14 protein-coding genes and 1 other annotated feature are annotated in these 17,318 nt (G+C 53.4%); of the genes, 5 read left to right on the top strand and 9 right to left on the bottom strand.

Translation table 11 applies throughout. The features are described from left to right. Nucleotides 1–5: 5 nt before the first annotated feature. Together thrB and thrA are read right to left on the bottom strand one after the other, a co-directional pair. Nucleotides 6–956: a homoserine kinase gene (thrB, locus tag SHEW_RS05565; RefSeq protein ID WP_011864884.1), complete on the bottom strand. Its 951-nt coding sequence runs from the start codon at nucleotides 954–956 to the stop codon at nucleotides 6–8. Then, on the bottom strand, nucleotides 953–3,421 hold the full coding sequence (gene thrA, locus SHEW_RS05560) for a bifunctional aspartate kinase/homoserine dehydrogenase I (protein WP_011864883.1): 2,469 nt from the start codon (nucleotides 3,419–3,421) through the stop codon (nucleotides 953–955). The genes thrB and thrA overlap by 4 nt, the downstream gene beginning before the upstream one ends. A 717-nt stretch (nucleotides 3,422–4,138) precedes the next feature. On the opposite strand from thrA, the gene slyD reads away from it, so the two are divergent. Together slyD and SHEW_RS05550 are read left to right on the top strand one after the other, a co-directional pair. Beyond that, nucleotides 4,139–4,753: a peptidylprolyl isomerase gene (slyD, locus tag SHEW_RS05555; RefSeq protein WP_011864882.1), complete on the top strand. Its 615-nt coding sequence runs from the start codon at nucleotides 4,139–4,141 to the stop codon at nucleotides 4,751–4,753. Between the two features lie 130 nt (nucleotides 4,754–4,883). Beyond that, complete coding sequence (locus SHEW_RS05550; protein ID WP_011864881.1) at nucleotides 4,884–5,315, top strand: hypothetical protein; 432 nt, start codon at nucleotides 4,884–4,886, stop codon at nucleotides 5,313–5,315. 75 nt (nucleotides 5,316–5,390) lie between these two features. Here SHEW_RS05550 and trpR read toward each other — a convergent pair whose 3' ends face one another. Beyond that, on the bottom strand, nucleotides 5,391–5,666 hold the full coding sequence (trpR, locus tag SHEW_RS05545) for a trp operon repressor (RefSeq protein WP_041406996.1): 276 nt from the start codon (nucleotides 5,664–5,666) through the stop codon (nucleotides 5,391–5,393). A gap of 242 nt (nucleotides 5,667–5,908) precedes the next feature. On the opposite strand from trpR, the gene SHEW_RS05540 reads away from it, so the two are divergent. Beyond that, nucleotides 5,909–6,358, top strand: coding sequence for a c-type cytochrome (locus tag SHEW_RS05540; protein ID WP_041406994.1), 450 nt, complete (start codon nucleotides 5,909–5,911; stop codon nucleotides 6,356–6,358). A 169-nt stretch (nucleotides 6,359–6,527) separates the two neighbouring features. Here the strand turns inward: SHEW_RS05540 and SHEW_RS05535 are convergent, their stop codons facing one another. Beyond that, nucleotides 6,528–7,211, bottom strand: coding sequence for a cytochrome b/b6 domain-containing protein (locus SHEW_RS05535; RefSeq protein ID WP_041406993.1), 684 nt, complete (start codon nucleotides 7,209–7,211; stop codon nucleotides 6,528–6,530). A gap of 274 nt (nucleotides 7,212–7,485) precedes the next feature. Here SHEW_RS05535 and hpf point away from each other — a divergent pair, with 274 nt between their 5' ends. Continuing rightward, complete coding sequence (gene hpf, locus SHEW_RS05530; RefSeq protein WP_011864877.1) at nucleotides 7,486–7,860, top strand: ribosome hibernation-promoting factor, HPF/YfiA family; 375 nt, start codon at nucleotides 7,486–7,488, stop codon at nucleotides 7,858–7,860. Between the two features lie 832 nt (nucleotides 7,861–8,692). Beyond that, nucleotides 8,693–8,815 (top strand) — a sequence feature (Phe leader region). Nucleotides 8,816–8,865: 50 nt separating this feature from the next. Next, a complete protein-coding gene (locus SHEW_RS05525; protein WP_011864876.1) occupies nucleotides 8,866–10,830 on the top strand; it encodes a chorismate mutase in 1,965 nt (654 codons plus the stop codon). 76 nt (nucleotides 10,831–10,906) lie between these two features. Here the strand turns inward: SHEW_RS05525 and SHEW_RS05520 are convergent, their stop codons facing one another. The 5 genes from SHEW_RS05520 to SHEW_RS05500 all read right to left on the bottom strand — a co-directional run bounded on the left by SHEW_RS05520 (nucleotide 10,907) and on the right by SHEW_RS05500 (nucleotide 17,085). Beyond that, entirely contained in the window at nucleotides 10,907–11,242 is a 336-nt protein-coding gene (locus SHEW_RS05520) for a hypothetical protein (RefSeq protein WP_011864875.1), read from the bottom strand. 250 nt (nucleotides 11,243–11,492) lie between these two features. Beyond that, nucleotides 11,493–12,578, bottom strand: coding sequence for an FAD-binding oxidoreductase (locus SHEW_RS05515; protein WP_011864874.1), 1,086 nt, complete (start codon nucleotides 12,576–12,578; stop codon nucleotides 11,493–11,495). Between the two features lie 59 nt (nucleotides 12,579–12,637). Then, nucleotides 12,638–14,302 (bottom strand): hydroxylamine reductase, encoded by a 1,665-nt coding sequence (gene hcp / locus SHEW_RS05510; protein WP_011864873.1) that lies wholly within the window; start codon nucleotides 14,300–14,302, stop codon nucleotides 12,638–12,640. Between the two features lie 537 nt (nucleotides 14,303–14,839). Continuing rightward, entirely contained in the window at nucleotides 14,840–15,979 is a 1,140-nt protein-coding gene (gene tyrA, locus SHEW_RS05505; RefSeq protein WP_041406991.1) for a bifunctional chorismate mutase/prephenate dehydrogenase, read from the bottom strand. Between the two features lie 14 nt (nucleotides 15,980–15,993). Beyond that, entirely contained in the window at nucleotides 15,994–17,085 is a 1,092-nt protein-coding gene (locus SHEW_RS05500; RefSeq protein ID WP_011864871.1) for a 3-deoxy-7-phosphoheptulonate synthase, read from the bottom strand. Nucleotides 17,086–17,318: the final 233 nt, after the last annotated feature.

The raw sequence follows: 17,318 nt of genomic DNA, 5'->3' as shown, positions 1-17,318 counted from the left end.
GCCTATTAATCTAAAATTGCTGCATCTACACGGCGCGTGCCGAGCATATCGATTTGACATATATGGGAAAAACCCGAGCCGGAGGTAACATAGTTTGCATCCAGCCAGGCCTTGGCCTTGTTAGCCGTCTCCAGGTTATCTGTCACGGAGAACAGCGTGGGGCCACTGCCCGAGATCCCCGTAGTGGCCATGCCAAGCTCATCTAAGGCCGCTCGCGCCTGCTCATAGCCGGGAATTTCCGAGGCGCGGTAAGGTTCGGCCAGCACATCTTTTAATACCTCTATGGCCAGCTTGGCATCCTGACGATAACTGGCGTGTACGAATGCGCTCAAATAACGGCCAAAATCGATCGCCACCGACTTATCATACTGCGCCGGCAGCAGGGCCCGCATCTTAGCGGTCGACAGGGAGATCCCAGGATAAGCCACGACCCAATACCAGTCTTTAAATACGGGCAGGCCCTGACACACGGCGCTAGGGGTATCCAGCATCAGCTGCATGCCACCAAGGTAACAGGGCGCCACATTATCATAGTGGACCGAGCCGCTGATCTTGCCCTCAAACTCCCCCATCAGCCTTAGCAAGGCGTCGCTATCATAGGGCCTGTCGAAATGCTCGTTCAGGGCGTACAGGGCGGCGACCACAGAGCTGGCACTGGAGCCAAGGCCGCTGCCCACCGGCAGGTTCTTCTCTAAGGTCATGGCTACGCCGGCGCGGCTCCCTAGCTGCTCGAGAAAGAAGGTCGCACATTGGTAGACAATATTCTCTTCGCTGGCCGCCGGTAACTTGTCGGCCCAATGACCGGCCAGACTGAGCGAGACGCCATGGGGCGCAGATTCAATGGCGACGCGATCGCCGAGAAGGCAGCCATCAACAGGTGCCAAGGCGGCGCCCAGCAGATCGAAGCCGACTCCGACGTTACCCATAGAGGCCGGCGCATAAACCGTTAAACTCATACGCCCATCTCCCGTGTCCAGTTAAGGGTTCTCAGCAGGTCGGCAAACACACCCGCCGCCGTCACCTCTGTGCCCGCGCCATAGCCGCGCAGCACAAATGGGATCGGCTGATAGTAACGGCTATAGAAGGCCAACGCATTCTCACCGCCCTTAACGCTGTAGAGGGGATCCTTGGCGTCCACCTCGGCGATCTTCACCCGGCAGCCCTCTTCGTCTATCTGTCCCACATAACGCAGCACCTTACCCGCCGCCTTGGCGCTATTTACGCGCTCGGCAAGTTCGCCATCAAGTGCGCTCAGGTTCGCCATAAAGGTCTCGACATCGCCGGAGGCGTCAAAATGACTCGGCAACACAGACTCCACCTGGATATCGCTCAGCTCTATCTGCATGCCGACTTCGCGGGCAAGGATCAGCACCTTTCGGGCCACGTCCATGCCGCTCAGGTCGTCTCTTGGGTCGGGCTCGGTAAAGCATTTCTCACGGGCGATACCTGTCGCCTCAGACAGACTCATCCCCTCATCGAGCATGCCGAAGATGTAGGAGAGTGAACCCGAGAGGATGCCGTTGAATTTCTGCAGCTTATCACCGGCGAACAACAGCTTCTTCAGGTTATCGATAACCGGCAGGCCGGCGCCAACCGTGGTCTCGTAGAGGAACTGGCGACGCTGATGCAAAGCTGTCTGTCTCAGGGCGCGGTAATAGTCATAGTCGCGGGTGTTGGCCTTCTTGTTAGGAGTAACCACATGCAGGCCGGCATTCATTACCGCAACATATTGATCCGACACGGCTTCGTTAGAGGTACAATCCACCAGCACAGGGTTAAGTAGCTGCTGATCTTTGGCCCAGGCGAGCATCTTGTCCAGGTCGCAGGCCTGCTGGCTGTCGGCAAGCAGTCCCTGCCAATGGTTGAGATCTATCCCCTTGGCATCGAGCAGCATGTGGCGAGAGTTGGCCACGCCGCAGACGCGCACCGTAATGTGCTGAGCCTTCAACATCTCTGTCTGCTGCTTGATCTGCTCGAGCAGGCCGGCCCCCACGTTGCCGCAGCCCACCAGGAATACATCCAGATAGTGCTGCACATCGAATAAACTCTGATGGCAGGCGGCGATAGCATGCTTGGTCTTACGCAGCTCAATAACCGCCGAGATGGAGCGCTCTGAGGAGCCCTGGGCGATGGCCACTATGTTGACATTCGCCTGGGCCAAGGCCTGGAAGAATTTACCGGCAACTCCCTTGTGAGTGCGCATGCCGTCACCGATCAGCGAGACGATGGCCAGATTGTGGCGCATGGCGATCTGCTCGAGGATCTCGCTCTTAAGCTCCAGCTCAAACTCCTGTTCCAGCGCCACGCGCACCCGCTCTGCATCTTGGGTCGCCACGCAGAAGCTGATGCTGTATTCCGAAGAGCTTTGAGTGATGAGAGAGACTGATACCCCAGAGCGGGAGATGGCGCCCAAGGTACGACTCGCCATGCCAACCATGCCCTTCATGCCGGGACCGGCGATATCAAACATGGTCTGCTCGTCGAGATTAGAGATAGCCTTAACGTTCAGACCTGTCTCGTCCACCTGATTCGATACTAAGGTGCCGGGCGCCTGAGGGTTGAAGCTGTTACGTATATAGCAAGGGATATGGTACTGAGCGATTGGGGCGATTGTCTTTGGATGTAGCACCTTGGCGCCGAAATAAGACAGCTCCATCGCCTCTTGATAACTGAGCTGAGTCAGAAGCTTAGCATCGGCGACGACACGTGGGTCAGTGTTATAGACGCCATCAACATCTGTCCAGATCTCGCAGCAACTGGCATCGATACAGGCCGACAGCACGGCCGCCGAATAGTCTGAGCCGTTACGGCCCAGGGTGACCACACGACCATCCTTATCGCCGGCGGTAAAGCCGGGCATCACCCACACCTGATGGGCATCGAGAGAAAGCTCGGCAAAACGCTGCTTACTGGCAGCGATATCGACAACCGATTCGAGCGCCGGCCCGTGGGCCACAAACAGCTGCTGTGGCACTAGCTGATTGGCCGACACGCCCGCCGCCAACATCAACTGCTCCATCAACGCCGCCGAGAGGCGCTCGCCACCGACCACTATCTCGGCGCGAACAGCGTCGGGGCACTCACCCAGCAAGACTACGCCTTGTAGCTTGTCTTGCCAGTGCTTTAGCTGCGCCGCCAGAACAGCTTCTAGGCTATCGGATTGCTCGCCGCTCAGCACCTCGCTGGCCGCTTGGCCATAGAGAGTCTTAAAGACCTCATGCACCTGACTCAAGACTGGAAAGAAATCATCTCCGGCCACCGCCAGGTCGACCATCTCCAGCAAACCGTTGGTCACGGTTGCCGGGGCGCTTAATACCACTGCCGTCGGCTGCTCTGCGGCCGAAGCCAAGACGATTTGCGCCGCACTATTAAACCTCTGCCAATTGGCCAGCGAGGTACCACCGAACTTCATTACCTTCATCTTCTCTCCTTAGTACCGCGCCCCAGAAACAAAAAAACCCGCTCCTTGATGGGGAGCGGGCTTAGTCATTTCAAATCATTTCTTTCGAGTATGCTTAGCCGGCCCCCACGCTGGTAATCGTGGTGGTTGTAATAATGGTGGTTACTACGAGATTAAGGCTAAACATTTAAATTCTTTTCGTCGTATCAAAACATATTCACTGAATGTCTCTACAGAATTGCCTTTTTTGCCCCAAGGTGTCAACCCCTGAAATGAAACTTTATAAAAATACACTTTGGGCACCGGGCGTACCGCGGGCCTTAAAATCACATGACAAGAGATAGATTTCCAGTCATCTGCGGATGAATTAGACTTGGCTTCACTGTCAAAACACCTTCATCAATTTGACATATAAAGCATTATTAAACAGCAAGATAGAAACATAAAAGCAATCTAACTCAGTATAAAGCCTGGCTTTAATACACCTAACTCGCCTACCGAAATGAGAGACCCAAAACCCACTGTTAACCCACTAATTTAGCCACCAGCAGAATCATATATTTTTCCACAAATAATGAATAACAAATCAAAATAAAATTGTTAGACCTGCCCGACTTCTCCCAAGGCCTAGGCGAATGAAAAAAAATTTACCGATTTTCCCTCAAGAAGCTGCGCTAGGTCATCGCCAAGGCCAACAAAGCGAGCTAAAATGCCGCCACATTCTGAATTGGAGGCGATATGATAATCACCCAACACAAAGCTGTTAGCATCCATTACCGCTTAACGAACCAGCAAGGCGAGTTGATCGAGAGTTCATTTGAAGGTGAGCCAATGCTATACCTTCACGGTGCAGAAAACATGATCCCAGGCCTTGAGCAGGCGCTCGAAGGCAAAAGTGTTGGCGACAAGCTCGACGTTACCGTAGAAGCCGAACAGGCTTACGGTCCTTACCACGATGGTTTACGCCAAGATGTCCCATTAGCAGCCTTCGGCGATATCGAAGATATCGTGCCTGGCATGCGTTTTATCGCCGAAACAGAGATGGGCCAACGTCCGGTACAAGTGACTGAAGTGAAAGACGATGTGGTCGTGGTTGACGGTAACCACCCACTCGCGGGTCAAACCCTTAACTTCAGCGTTGAAGTACTGTCAGTACGCGACGCTAGCGCCGAAGAGATCGCCCATGGCCATATCCATGCGGCCGGCGGCTGTGGTAGCCACGAGCATAGCCATGAGGGTGGTTGCTGTGGCGGCGAAGGTCATGGTCACCATGGCGGTTGCTGTAGCGAAGATCCTGAGAAGCCAGCCAAAGAAGGTTGTGACGGCAACGGCGGTTGCGGCTGCCAGCACTAAGCTCTAACGCTAAGCACTAACGCTAAGCACTCAATCTAAAGCCTTAGTTGGACGCAGGCGCGTCAATCTCAGGTAGGATTCTGAAGAGAGTCGGCCACCTTTTATTAGGTGAAGCCGACTCTTTTATTTTATGCTTCAAGACCGAATCTGCTCGCTGCGTATTAACGATAAGGATATCGACATGATAGCTCAGCCCGTCTATGAAAAACTCCCCGCCATCTACCTGCTCATCGCAGCAAGTACCATATTGCTGAGCCCGGCGCCCCTTCCTGTGCTCTTAGCCGTGATCATCTTCCTTCTCGGCGCGCGTATCTTCAATATGCGTTCGCAAAACCGGCGGAGCGACAATCCCAAGCGTCGCAGGCGCGGACTCTTGCCTGAAGCCCTCTATAATCTATTGCCCTATAAATACCTACTAGGCGCCCTGTTTGTCTTTCGCCATGGCGACTCGAATTATCTGATGTTTGCCGGCGCAGGATTAACCTGTTTCGCACTGTTTCGTCTGGCGCAGCGCCGCAGCTATCGTCAGCACCAACTACCCGTGACAATTCGGGTGATCTAGTTAGAGAGCTTCCGGATAGAACTGCTAGTTAACAACCTGAATAGTTAACAGACTGAGTAGTGTAAAAGCTTGCCGTTAGAGAATGAGCGCCTTGATGCGCTCGCGCTGCTCTGCTGGCATATGTTTGAGGTAATTTGAACAACGTGTGATGGTGGCGATACTGATCTCGAACTCGGCGGCAATCTGTCGCTGGCTCATCTCTCCCAGCAGCAAGGCCTGAAACACCTTCAGCCGCCCGGCGATGGCGCTGCGCTCCTCTTCAGTGAGCAGCAAATCGAACAGATCCATCAAGGCGTCGGTGTCTTGATGGTTGACCACTTTTTCTAAAACCAGATCCCAATTTGCGCGCACTTTGGCTCCTAAGCTGTCATTGCCTACCAGTACAAGCAAGTGTACCAAGAAACCTGTCGCGCTGGCTATCTGGGCCATAGATGCTGTTAGTCGAGCGCCTAAGGGTTAGACACATTCGGACACATTTTGGCCGGTGTTTTACAGAAAAATCTATAGTATCTGATAGTTAATTAAGATTAGAATGTTTGCGTTAGATCACATAAAACCACAAAGTAGTGAGAATGATTGCCATGAAAAAACAGATTAAATTAAGCCTGCTAGCCCTAGCCGGCAGTGCCTTACTGGCCTCAGCGGTACAAGCCAATAACTTCAAAGAGACAGACGATGCGATCCACTATCGTCAATCTGCTTTTGGCCTGATCGCTCACAACTTTGGCGACATGGGCGCCATGCTTAAGGGCAAGAAGCCGTTCGACGCCGAAGTCTTTGCCATGCGTGCACAAAACGTTGCCGCACTGAGCAAGCTACCTGCCGAAGGATTCGTTGCCGGTTCTGACAAGGGCCACACAGATGCGCTGGCAAAGATCTGGAGCGACAAGGCCGATTTCGACGCTAAGATGAGCGCTTTCCAAGACAACGCCGCTAAACTCGCCGTTGCCGCACAATCAAGCGATCAGAACGCTATCAAGCAAGCCTTTATGAACACAGGCAAGAGCTGTAAGGGCTGCCACGACGTCTACAAGAAAGACTAATTCAAACTCGACTATTGCAGACGACTAGTCAGACGACCAGTAAGATCACTCGTTAGACGAATAAAAAAGGGAGCAGTTAAGCTCCCTTTTTTTATCCTTTGCTTCAGCGCGGCCGATCACGCTTCAATTTAATACCACTTCGACCTAACAACACTAAGATCTAATAGCGCTAAAGCATGGCCGCGATTGGCCAAATCAGATAGTTCACCACTAGGCCCGCTAACACACCAACCAGGGTCAGGGCCATCAGGCCTGAGCGAAACTTAAACTCGGTAACACTCTCGCGGCTGACACTCTTATAGCCGGTGATCATGGCGCCCACCAACTTGTCACCTTTAATGCCGTGCCAGATCACTGCAAGAATATGCAAAACCGCCAGCAGCAGGAGTAAATTGAAATTTTGCTTATGCAGCCAGGTCAGGGTCCCGGCAAGCTCGCTGCTCACATAACTGTATAGCGGCCCTTCGGTAAAGACTTCGTCTGTGGCAAACAGGCCTGTGGTGAGCTGCGCTACCAGCACCAAGATCATCGCCACCACCATATAACCACCGAGGGGATTATGACCTATGCTACGACGCTGTGGCTGTTTGACATAGGCCAGCACCTGAGTCGGCGACTTAACAAAATGACTAAAGCGCGAGGTCTCGCTGCCCACTATGCCCCAGAGAATACGAAAGCCAATCAAGATCAATAGGCCATAGGCAAATACCTGATGCCATTGCATCTCCCCCACCTCGGCGCTCCACCATAGACCACCGAGCAGCGCTATCATGGACCAATGAAACAGGCGCGTAGGCAGATCCCATACCTTAATTTTTACCTGGCCAGACTGAGGGTTTTCTACTGAGGACATCTTATAACTCATCGCTTTAGAAAATAATGAAATTGATGATATTTGAAGCGATAGGGAGAGGCAAATAGATTTATGTAAGCAGTGTTATCCAGTCAAATATGCAGCCTAAAATAGAGAAATACAAGCCATTCCTAATGTTTATTTTGCAATTTTGTCTAAGGGCTCAAATAACCAACGAACGGAAAATAATGGCTGCAAAAAGTTGATCTAGATCACGTTTTGTAGGGGCTAAATTGGTAATCTGAAGTCAAGGAAACAACGAAAGGTTCGACATATGATAAAGATTACAAGTAAAGATTTCGAAGTCACCACTCCTATCCGTGAACGTATCGAGAGCCGTTTAGAAAAACTAAGTAGACACGATGTACAGCTCATAAATCCACATGTAATCATAGGTCAAGAGAAGCAAGGGTTTAAGATAGAAGCTTCAGTCGGTATACCAAGCAACACCTTATTTGCTCAGGCGAAAGACAAAGATCTCTATGCAGCAATCAATGCAATGGGTCAAAAATTGGAGAAACAGCTCAATCGCCTCAGCCACAAACCGGAAGGAGCTCGCTACACAGCTCCAGCGACAAGCCCAACGCCAGAAAGCGCCGAATTAGACGACGAGTATGACGAGACAATAGATAAGGAATACGCGGCGTAACAGATTTAACCGTAAGTGGCGAAATATCGCCTCAGGCATAGACCGAGGAACGAACGCTAACGAACTGGCACAAAAGCCACTTACCCAAACTTGGTGGATAATCAAATCGCCACCTAAATAAAGGTACAGCGACAGGCAAAAGACGAGGACGGACATTCAAACCAGCCACAGGCCTTCAATAAGAAGCCGTGGAACTCAGCTAACGAACTAGCTATGTTGTCCGCCCTTGTTATACTTACTATTAAGTGCCGTCTCTGATGTCACATGCAAGCCAACACAGGAGTAAGAGGTCACATTAGCCAAACGCAAGACGTTAATCTTTCACGTTTGATTTATTGTAGGCGACTCACGCAACCTAAGGCTTAAGATGAGCCCAAATAGGAACTAGGCATAGCGCCAAACAAGTCGTCCCCGAGAGCCATAGGGTGGCCGCTGAGATAATCTCAAACTATTGCCCCCTAAGTAGTGAGAAAGGAGCGCAGTCCCATTTTAATATTGAGTGCTTTTTCCCTAACTGAGGCAGCCAGATAACCAATCAAGGCAAACCAACGTAGTAGACGTTAACAGGCCATTGGATCACCGCTAGTCGATTAGCCAGCTGCCTCTCCCTTATCACCTGCCGCAGTGCTTTCATCTGCAGGCGACAAACAAAGGAGGATGCCCCATCTTAAATTCTGATCTTTTACTCTCCCGGCGCACCTCAATAGGTGCGCTTTCTATTAATAGCGACTCCCCCAGTCAGAGCCGGCGGCTTATTCCCAAAGGGATAAATTCTCACTTTGTCCCTTTTTTGATTGACAGGGTATTGAGCAGGGCTTAATTTGAAGGCTATGAAAATGAACACCCAAGCTTTTTTTACTTTCTTTTTTATTCCACCCTTCTAGGGAGGCGGAATTTCGGTGTAAAAACGAAAGTAAAAATTCCAAGGCCTCCCATTATGGGGGGCTTTTTTATTTGTAGTTATTTGTATTAGTAATCGAGAAGCGTTCAACGACAGAGGATAGCATGACCAAACCACATCCCCTTAGCCATACCCGGGAACAGATCACCGCACTCGACAATGAACTGCTGGCACTGCTGGCCAAACGACGGGCACTGAGTCTTGACGTCGCCCGCAGCAAAGAGGTCGATATTCGCCCGATACGCGACACCCAGAGAGAGAAAGAGCTGCTGGCCCGCCTGGTTAAGCAGGGACGCGAGCAGGGACTCGACGCCCACTATGTCCTCTCTCTCTATCAGAGCATCATCGAAGACTCGGTATTGAACCAGCAGGCCTACCTACAGGGGCGTGCCAATCCAGACTTGCAGAAGCAGCAATATAACATCGCCTATCTGGGCGCTCGCGGCTCCTACTCCTATCTCGCCGCCACCCGCTACTGCGAGCGCCGTCAAGTGGGCATGCAGGATCTGGGCTGCAAGAGCTTCGATGAGATAGTGCAGGCGGTGGAGTCCGGTCATGCGGATTACGGCTTCCTGCCGATCGAGAACACCTCCTCTGGCTCGATCAACGAAGTCTATGACGTGCTGCAGCACACCAGCCTGGCCATCGTCGGCGAGACCACCATAGAGGTAGGCCATTGCCTGCTGGCCAAGCCGGGTACCAACGTCAAGCAGATCAAGACCATCTATGCCCATCCGCAACCCATTAGCCAGTGCAGTCGCTACCTGAGCCAACATGGCGAGTTTAAACTGGAATACTGCTCCAGCAGCGCCGAGGCCATGGAAAGGGTACTCGAGGCCGACGACAACAGCGTCGCCGCCATCGGCAGCGTCGAAGGGGGCGCCCTGTATCAACTCGAGGCTGTTGAGCACGAGCTGGCCAACCAGAAGATCAACCAGAGCCGCTTCATTGTCGTGGCAAGAAAGGCGATTGCGGTGCCCGAGCAGCTGCCGGCCAAGACAACTCTCATCATGGCCACGGGACAGAAGCCCGGCGCCTTGGTGGAAGCCCTGCTTATCCTAAAGGCCCATGATCTCAACATGAGCAAGCTCGAATCCCGCCCTATTCCAGGCACGCCATGGGAAGAGATGTTCTATCTGGACCTCGACGCGAATCTAGCCAGTGACGAGATGCAGCAGGCATTGAAGGAGCTTGAGCGCATCACCCGCTTCATCAAGGTGCTGGGCTGCTACCCTTGCGAAACCGTCAATCCGACTCAGCTAAGCAACAGCCAGCTGATGATAGAGCCCACCACCAGCCGCGAAGCGGATCAACAGGCCAAAGAGAAGCAGGATGCCAAACACCAGCGTCATAGCCTAGCCGAACATCCACAGGTCACCAGCGTCATCTGCAGACAGCTACAGATAGGCAACGGTCAGTTTGGCGCCATCGCTCAATTGGCGCTGAGCCAAGAGTCCGACCACTACGGCCAGCTGGCGAAACAGATAAAGGAGGCGGGTTTCCAGGCGGTGACCGTCAGCGAGCTAAATACCAACCCCATGGCCAATCGCCAACTGAGTGAGATGCGCCGAGCCCTGAACCAGTTTGATCTGGCCTGTATCGTCGCCATCGAACATGAGAGCGAGCTGACCCTGGCCAGCGATCACGCCGACATGCTGCTGATCAGCGGCAAGCAGATGCACAATCGCGATCTACTCGAACAAGTGGGCGCGCTGCACATGCCGGTGATCTTAGAGCGCAACACCATGGCCAGCCTAGATGAGTGGCTCGGCGCCGCCGAGGTCATCTTAGCCGCAGGTAATCAGCAGTTGGTTCTGAGCGAAGCCGGCATAAGAACCTTCAACGAGCAGCAGCGGCCCACCTTAGATCTATCAGGCTTGATCAGCCTCAAGGAGAGAAGCCACCTACCGGTACTGCTCAACACCCGCTACGCCTGTCAGCAAGAGGAGCTTGCCAGCCAAGCGGGCGCAGCTAAGGCGCTCAAGGCCGATGGCCTGGTACTGGGCGTGAGTGACCCACAGCAACTTAAGGGGCATAGCGACATCCTCGCCCGTCTCTACCGTGGCTAGTCACTTGTGTCATAACAAGAGCTGCTAAGTCATAGAAAAAGAGGACCAGAGGTCCTCTTTTTCTTTGCCGATAAGCTTAAATCGCCAGGCCATCCACCAGATTCATCCAGCCTTTGATGGTGCGATGACAAAACCACAAGAGCGCCAGCAGTGACAGACTCACGGCCATCCAGCCTTGAGGCACTAAGTAGGCCAGCAATAATAGCGAAAACAAGGAGATAATCGACCAACGCTGCCAACGTATGTGGGAATAGAGCAGGCTGCTCATCTTATCCCCCTTCTGCCCGAGACTGATCATCAGGGCAAACAGGGGCGGCAGCAACAGCAGCGGAAAGGCCGACATCAAGGCATACAGTAGATGGCCAAGGCTATGGTCGTCTAAAACGACAGGCTGTGACGTAGTCGATACCATTAGGGGCGCTCCACACAAATTCCACACAGGGGATAAAGAGTGAACCAGATGCCATTCTGCGCCTAGTCCTATAATTAACCATACTGTGTCATCGTCTTTAGCGCAAATCTTGCGATCGATTTATCCCATCACGACAATTTTGCTGGCAGAGTGCCAAACTGTCTGCGCTGGCAATGGCGCCTCTGCTACAAGAGATGCCGTAAGAGCTGGCGAGATCCTCGCTGAAAATCCTCGCCTTTGCCAGCACCTCTTATGCCAAGGAGAGGGTTACATCAGACTTTAATCGCGTCGAGCAGGCGAGAATGAAGCCCTGCGCTACCTCGGCCGGTGTAAGCGTCATCTCGCTGCTGGACTCTGTCTCGCCGCTTAGCACCTGACACTTACAGGCGCCGCAGACCCCTGAGCGACAGGCGGCGATAATGGGCAATCCTTTCGCCTCTATCCCCTCCAGTACCGTCTGCTCTCCAGTGAGGGGCGTAGACAGATCACCGATCTGCAGCATAAAGGGAGTAGAACCCGCAATCTCGTCCAGGTCTTCGACTTGCGATGCAGACGATGAGGCAGGCGCGCCGAAGCTCTCCTGATGATAACGACTCATGTCGAACCCAGCATCTTGCAACATTGCCTTCACCGCCTGCATGTAGGGCTCGGGGCCACAGACGAACACTGTGCGATCAAGATAATCAGGCACGGCCTTCACGAGCATCTCCAGGTTAAATCTCCCGTCGAAGCAAGAAAAGCCCTCACAACTAGCACGGGCCTCGAGCGACTCGCCAGACTCCAAGCTGTAGAGCAGCGCCATATTGGGATGACGCTGGGCCATCTTAAGCAGCGCCTCATGAAAAATGAGATCTTCCTTGGCCTTGGCGCTGTGCACGAAGGCGATATCGCTGCCCAGCTGAGTGTCCGTCAACCAGCGCGACATGGAATACATGGGGGTAATACCACTGCCGGCACTTAAGAAAAGGTAACGATTGGCGGGAATGTCGATCAGATTAAAGGCGCCAGCCGGACCGCTGACGTTGACGCTGTGCCCCACCTTGAGGTTATCGACCAGGTAATTGGACACCCGCCCGCCAGGAATACGCTTGACGGTCACCACCAGGGAGTATGGACGCGAGGGTGACGACGAGATGGTATAGCTGCGGGCAACTCGCTCCCCCTCAATATCCAGCAGGAAAGTGATGAACTGTCCCGGCTTAAAATGAAACTTAACCGGCTGCGCCCCTTGAAAGCGAAAGCTGGTCACATCATGGGTTTCCTGCCAGCGCTCGACACAGACGAGTCTAGTCTCGCCGGCTTGCCAGTTGGGTGATAGATAATCTTGTTGATTCATGGGTGACTTACCAAAAAGAAAAAACGCCCACGGCAGTACCGTGGACGTTTGGGGGCGTTTTAGGCAACGTTTAAGATGGCATTAAGGTCTTGCTCCACCGTGGTGGTAGAACGCAGGCCAAACTTGTCTTCCAACACCTTAAGCAGATTTGGCGTCAAGAAGGCTGGCGCGCTAGGGCCAGTGCGTATGTTCTTCACACCAAGCGACAGCAGAGTCAGCAGGATAACGATCGCCTTCTGCTCGAACCAGGATAGCACCAGGCTCAGCGGCAGCTCGTTGATCTCGCACTCGAACACCTCAGACAGGGCGATCGCCAGCTGAATCGCCGAGTAGGCATCGTTGCACTGACCGATATCCAGCAAGCGTGGAATGCCGTTGATATCACCGAAGGCCAACTTGTTGAACTTATACTTACCACAGCCTAAGGTCATGATAATGGAGTCTTTAGGCGCCGCCTTGGCGATGTCGGTAAAGTAGCTGCGCTCGGCCTTGTCGCCATCACAACCACCGACCAGGAAGAAGTGCTTGATGGAACCGTTTTTCACATTCTCCACCACGGCAGGCGCGGCGGCCATTAACGCATTGCGAGCGAAACCTATGGTGATGTGATGGGGGATCTCATCATAGGCGAAGCCCTCAAGGGATAAGGCCTTATCGATCACCGCAGAGAAGTCATCTCCAACTATGTGGGTAACACCCGGCCATCCCACTATGCTGCGGGTAAAGATACGGTCAGCGTAGTCGCCCACGTTAGGATCGATAATACAGTTAGAGGTCATCACCACCGCACCAGGGAAGTTAGCGAACTCTTTCTGTTGGTTTTGCCACGCACTGCCGTAGTTACCGACCAGGTGTGGATACTTTTTCAATTCGGGATAGGCCAGCGCCGGTAGCATCTCGCCGTGGGTGAAGACGTTGATCCCCTTACCCTCGGTCTGCTGAAGAATAAGCTCCAGATCTTTCATGTCGTGGCCCGAGACCAGAATCGCCTTGCCCTTCACCGCAACCGTGTTGACCTGAGTCGGCTCGGGATGGCCAAAGGCCTGGGTCTCACCCTCATCGAGCATGGCCATCACGCGATAGTTCAGCTGACCTATCTCCATCGCGGTGGCAAACAGCTTGTCGGCATCGACAGAATCTGAGCCCAAGAAGGCCATGATCTCATGAAACTTGGCCGCCACCTCGCTATCGGTCTGATCCAGTACTCGGGCATGCTCCATGTAGGCGGCCGCACCTTTAAGACCATAGAGACAGAGCAAACGCAGGCCCATGATATCCTCGTTGACCTCCTCTTTGCCGCGATTAGGCAGCGCCTGAGCGGCCAGGGCCAGCATCTCTTCTTTCACACTGGCCAGCACCAGGCTAGCGGCGGGGATCAGGGTTTCAATTGCTTGGCCTTGCGCCTTACAAGCCGACTCATAGGCCGCCTGAAGCTGGGCCCGGTAGCCATAAGCCTGCTGGGTGTAGGCCATGATGCGCTCGTCATCGAAGTTCACATTGGTCAGGGTGGCGAAGAACGCCTTAGGCACGAAGGTGTCGATGGCCGGGACAATGATGCCGAAGGCGCGCGCCTTCTCGGCATAGGCAGATACGCCTTGTAAGATATAAATCAGCAGATCTTGCAGATCTGAGGTGGCTGCTAGTTTGCCACACATGCCTTGGGAATAACTACAACCATTGCCGGCAGGGGTACGAATGGTTTGCTCACACTGAATACAAAACACAATACTGCTCCTTTATTTAATCATGCTTTTTATTTGCACGTTTTAAGCGAAGTCTACTGTGGTAAACACAGGCACAAAAGTGAAACTTGCGAGCAATGTGAGAAACTATGAAGCGGATCAAATTAGCTTATGCGAAACTAAGTTGTTAAAAAATATGGTAAAACAATTTAAAACAGCAAGTTATCCTTTAAAGGGGCCCAAAAGAAAGACGGCGCCCTGAGTGTCAATCACTCGGACGCCGCCAGGGAGTTTTAATCTAGGGAAGGTGCGAACAAGTCGTCGCACAGCTCTGGCTTTGATAGCAGCGACAGTTCAAGGCATTCAACTGAAGGCATGCCGAGGCCTGCTGAAGTTGAATAACGCCGAAATGGTGTTGCTATCAAAGCCCCGCAGGGCGAGGCTTACAGCGGTATTTGCTGCGTTACAGTTCTTGCGAAGGACTAGGGCCATTCGCTGCAAACTGTGCCTTGCATCTATCCACTTTAAGCACACGCAGAGCAAGCACGGGACTTATTCACACCCTCCCTAGGTTATCGATTAGCCTGTCTTCATATCATTAACCGACTGCAACATCGCCCGGCTCTCGCGTTGGAACTGAGGCGCAAAATCCCCAAACCAGGCCGCCACTTCCTCGAATTCGCGAATGAAACCTTGCCTGTCGCCGCGCTTCAGGAGTTCGAGCGCCTGGGCATAGTTATCCAGGTAATCCCCTATTGCGGTCAGGCTCTCCTGCTGGGCGAAGATGATATCGGCATAGAGTTCGGGACTCTGGGCAAACAGGCGCCCGACCATCGCCAGCTCCAGTCGGTAGATAGGCGAGCTGAACTGCAACAGGTTGTCGATATCCGCCGCCTCACGATAGAGATTCAGGCCATAGACGAAGGAGGAGAAGTGACGCATCGCCTGCACCAGCTGCATCGCCTTATCGTGCTGCTGAGCATCGGCCTCGACTAGGCGAGCGCCCCAGATCCCTATCTGTTCCAGCAGCCATTCGTACTGCTCGCGGCCGCGGCCATGACACACCACCACCACCTGTTTGGCCAGGCTGCCCACATCTGGACCGAACATGGGATGCAGACCTACTACCGGGCCTTGATGGCTGGCTAGCATCGCTTCAAGCGGCTTCTCCTTGATCGACGTCAGATCGGCCAGGATACAGCTGCTTGGCAGGCTGGTAAGCTTGTCGCGAATAAGCTCACAGGTGATGCTAATGGGTACAGTGACTATCACCATCCCAGCCCCATCGAAAATCGCGTCGGCCTGCTGCCAGTCGTCTTTATCAAGAGATTTCACCTGATAGCCGGACAGGCTCAGCATCTGCGCAAACAGGCCGCCTAGCTTGCCCTGACCACCGACGATCACCACATGGCCCAGATCCGTCTTTACCTGCTTGAAACCGACGTCCTTCTCGTTGAGATAGGACTCGCGCATCAGGCGGCGCAGAATATCTTCGATCAGCTGGGGCGAGACATTCATCTTTGCCGCCTCTTCCCGGCGCTTGGCCAGCATGGAGGCCTCACGTTGAGGCGCGTAGATGGGCACGCCGGCCGCATGCTTGACGCCGCCCACCTGGGCCACGAGATCCAGGCGTTTACGCAGCAGATGTAGCAGCTGTTGATCGACGCTGTCGATATGCTCTCTCAGTTTTTCCAGTTCGTTAGTGGTTTTCTCACTCATTTGCGCGTGTTCCATCAGGCATTGACCGCCTTGAGCATAGCAAATCTGCCTGGTAAAACCGATGCCAATTGTGCCGCCCCCTGACGTAGAAGATCTTCCGTGGTCTGCCAGTCGATGCAGGCATCGGTTACCGACACCCCGTAGGCCAACTCACTCATCGGCTTGTCGCTGCTCTGATTACCTTCGTTCAGATGACTCTCCAGCATGACGCCTATGATCGACTTGTTGCCATTGGCTATCTGATCGAACACATCCTGACAGACGCTCGGCTGGCGGGTGTGATCTTTACTCGAGTTGCCGTGGCTGCAATCCACCACCAAGCGGGCGTTAAGCTTGGCCGCATGCAGCTGCTGCTCACACTCGGCCACGCTCGAAGCGTCATAGTTAGGAGTCTTGCCGCCGCGCAGGATCACGTGGCCATCTGGGTTACCCGCGGTCTGTAGCAGCGCTACCTGACCCGCCTGGTTGATCCCCATGAATCTGTGGCTGCTGGCCGCCGATTGCAGCGCGTTGATCGCCACCCCCAGCTTGCCGTCGGTACCATTCTTGAAGCCCACAGGCATGGAGAGACCGGACGCCATCTCCCTGTGGGTCTGAGATTCTGTGGTGCGCGCACCGATGGCCGACCAGGTGACCAGCTCGGAGATGTATTGCGGGCTGATAGGATCCAGCGCCTCGGTCGCCACCGGCAGTCCCAGCTCCGCCAGCCAGATCATCAACTCGCGCGCCTGACGCAGCCCCTTCTCCACATCGAAAGACTCATCCATATCGGGATCGTTGATCATCCCCTTCCAGCCCACGGTAGTACGTGGCTTCTCGAAGTAGACCCGCATCAGGATGTAGAACTCATCTTTAAGCTCGTCGTGCAGCGTCTTGAGGCGCAGCGCGTACTCTTTGGCCGAGGCGATGTCGTGGATAGAACAGGGACCGCTGACCACCAGCACGCGGTTATCACGCTTATGGACGATATCCGATACAGTGCGGCGCGCGTTAAGCACATAGTGATAGGCGGCAGTCGACAGGGGCAGTTGTTGTTTTAACTCTTCCGGGGTCACCAGCACTTTCTCCGAGCTGATGTGAACATTATTTATCGTGTCTTGCTGCATACCTGTCACCAACCTAATCTGTTTTCTCATACCTAAATGCAATATCGTAATGGTACACCATTACACCTGTGAGCTAACTATGCCTGCTGCATAAATTTAGATCAAGCAGAAATTTGCTTTTCAAGCAGAATTCACGATCGAAGCGGTAAAAGCCCCATTGAGCGCTGGCTAAAGAGAAGGGTTTTGCCAATAAAGTGGATTTACCAAGAGAGGCTTAGCCAGGTGGGATCAGT

It is taken from the genome of Shewanella loihica PV-4, assembly GCF_000016065.1.
Taxonomy (GTDB): domain Bacteria; phylum Pseudomonadota; class Gammaproteobacteria; order Enterobacterales; family Shewanellaceae; genus Shewanella; species Shewanella loihica.
This window is presented reverse-complemented; position numbering and strand designations above follow the sequence as displayed.